General features: G+C 69.2%; 1 protein-coding gene. It reads left to right on the top strand.

Going from position 1 to position 2,654, the window contains the following annotated elements; all coding sequences use genetic code 11:
* The first annotated feature begins 152 nt into the window (after nucleotides 1–152).
* On the top strand, nucleotides 153–2,624 hold the full coding sequence (locus KD1_RS06040; protein ID WP_083542163.1) for a glycoside hydrolase family 65 protein: 2,472 nt from the start codon (nucleotides 153–155) through the stop codon (nucleotides 2,622–2,624).
* Nucleotides 2,625–2,654: the final 30 nt, after the last annotated feature.

Raw genomic sequence — 2,654 nt, 5'->3', positions numbered from 1 at the left:
GGCCGGGCCGGCGCGTTCGGCCTCGTCGTCGGCGTCGACCGCGGCGCCGGCGCCGACCGGTTGACCGAACTCGGCGCGGACGTCGTCGTCACCGACCTCGCGGAGCTCCTCCCGTGAGCCCGCTGGAGCGCGGTTTCGAGGGTATCGACCGCATGCGTTTCCCGGTCGACGAGTGGCGGTTGGTCGACACCGGCTTCAACCTGAGCGACCTGGGCGCCACCGAGACCCTGTTCAGCCTCGGCAACGGCTACCTCGGCATGCGCGCCAACCCGATCGAGGGCCGCCCGGCGGTGGCGCACGGCACGTTCATCAACGGGTTCCACGAGACGTGGCCGATCCGCCACGCCGAGCAGGCCTTCGGCTTCGCCAAGACCGGGCAGACGATCGTCAACGTGCCCGACGGCAAGGTCATGAAGATCTACGTCGACGACGAGGCCCTCACCCTGGCCGACGCCGAGCTCGAGGAGTACGAGCGGGTGCTCGACTTCAGGGCCGGCACGGTCACCCGCCACCTCGTGTGGCGCACCCCCAGCGGCAAGCGTGTGCGCATCGACTCCACGGTGATGATCTCGTTCACCGAACGTCACCTGGCCATGATCGACCTCGAGATCGAGATGCTCGACGGTGAGGCACCCATCGTCGTCTCCAGCCAACTGTTCAACCGCCAGGACGGCACCGACGACCACGACGCTTCGCGCACCGCGAAGGCGGCCGGGTTCGACCCGCGCCGGGCGGCGTCGTTCAAGGAGCGGGTGCTGCTGCCGCGCGGCGACTGGCACTCCGAGCGGCGGATGATCCTCGGCTACGAGACCGCCCACTCGGGCATGACGCTCGCGGTCGGCGCCGACCATGCCATCGACACCGGCAACGAGTACTCCGAGCTCATCGTCACCGAGGCGGACATGGGCAAGAAGGTCTACACGGTCACGGCCCGCGAGGGTGTGCCGGTGCGGATCACGAAGATGCTCACCTACCACACGGCGACGAGCGTGCCGGCGCGCGAGCTCTTCGACCGGTGCCGCCGTACCCTCGACCGCGCGCGTGAGAAGGGCGCGGCGCACTACCTCGCCGAACAACGCGCGTGGCTCGATGAGTACTGGCTCAACACCGACGTGGTCGTGGCCGGAGACGCGAAGATCCAGCAGGCGATCCGGTTCAACCTCTTCGCGTTGGCCCAGGCCACGGCTCGCGCCGACGGGCTCGGCATCGCGGCGAAGGGCGTGTCCGGATCGGGGTACGAGGGCCACTACTTCTGGGACACCGAGGTCTACGTCCTGCCGCAGTTGGCGTACACCTCTCCGGTCGTGGCTCGAAACGCGCTGCGCGCCCGCGTCAAGCAGTTGCCGCTGGCCCGCGAGCGCGCGACCGAGATGAGCCAGCGTGGAGCGCTGTTTCCCTGGCGCACGATCAATGGCGAGGAGGCCTCGGCCTACTACGCCGCCGGCACCGCGCAGTACCACATCGACGCCGACGTGGCCTACGCCGTCGGCAAGTTCGTCGAGGCCACCGGGGATCAGCAGTTCCTCGCCACCGACGGGGTCGACATCCTCGTCGAGACGGCCCGCATGTGGAGCGACCTGGGCTTCTGGCGCAAGTCCGACGGGCGGCACACGTTCAACATCCACGGCGTGACCGGCCCGGACGAGTACACGACCGTGGTGAACAACAACCTGTTCACCAACGTCATGGCCCGGGCGAACCTGCGGGCCGCCGCGGCGGCGGTGCAACACCTCGAGGCCACCGACCCGCAGGCGCACGCCCGCATGACGCACCGGCTCGACCTGGGCCGTGACGAGGTGCGCATCTGGACCCGGTGCGCCGAGGGCATGGTCATCCCCTACGACGAGGAGCGGGGCATCCACCCGCAGGACGACCAGTTCCTGGAGAAGGAGTTCTGGGACCTGCCCGGCACCGACGAGGGCAAGCGGCCGCTGCTGCTGCATTACCACCCGCTGGTCATCTACCGGTTCCAGGTGCTCAAGCAGGCCGACGTCGTGCTCGCGCTCTTCCTTCAGGGAGATTCGTTCACCGCCGAGGAGAAGCGCCGCAACTTCGAGTACTACGACCCGATCACCACCGGTGACTCCTCGCTCTCGGCGGTCGTGCAGTCGATCATCGCCGCCGAGGTCGGGTACCACGAGATGGCCTACGACTACTTCGTCTCGGGCCTGTACGTCGACCTGGCCGACCTGCACCACAACACCGTCGACGGGGTGCACATCGCTTCGGCCGGCGGGGTCTGGAACGCCCTCGTGCACGGATTCGCCGGGTTGCGTGACCACCGCGGCGACGTCAGTTTCGACCCGCGCCTGCCGGTGGACTGGCCGGTGCTCGCGTTCCCGTTGCGGGTCAAGGGCACCCGGGCGCGCATTCGCGTCGAGCAGCACCAGATGCAGGTCGCGGCCGAGGAGACGACGACCGGAGAACCGTTCGCGTTCTCGGTCCGCGGCAAGCAGTTCAGCATCGGGGTCGGCGACTCGATCATCGTGCCGCTCGACGGGCAGGGCCCGCGCCTGGCGACGCCGAGTTTCGAGGACCACCCGGCCCGTCAGGGCGTGATCCCCGAGGACCTCACCGGTGACAGCGGGGCGTTCTCCGAGGCCGTCCACCCCGAGAGTCTCTGACGCCGCCCTCCCGCCCTTCCCGCCTCCCCC

Source organism: Kribbia dieselivorans NBRC 106261 (assembly GCF_001552435.1).
GTDB classification, from domain to species: domain Bacteria; phylum Actinomycetota; class Actinomycetes; order Actinomycetales; family Dermatophilaceae; genus Kribbia; species Kribbia dieselivorans.
The sequence above is the reverse complement of the archived record's forward strand: the minus strand, read 5'-3'. Positions and strand labels throughout refer to the sequence as shown.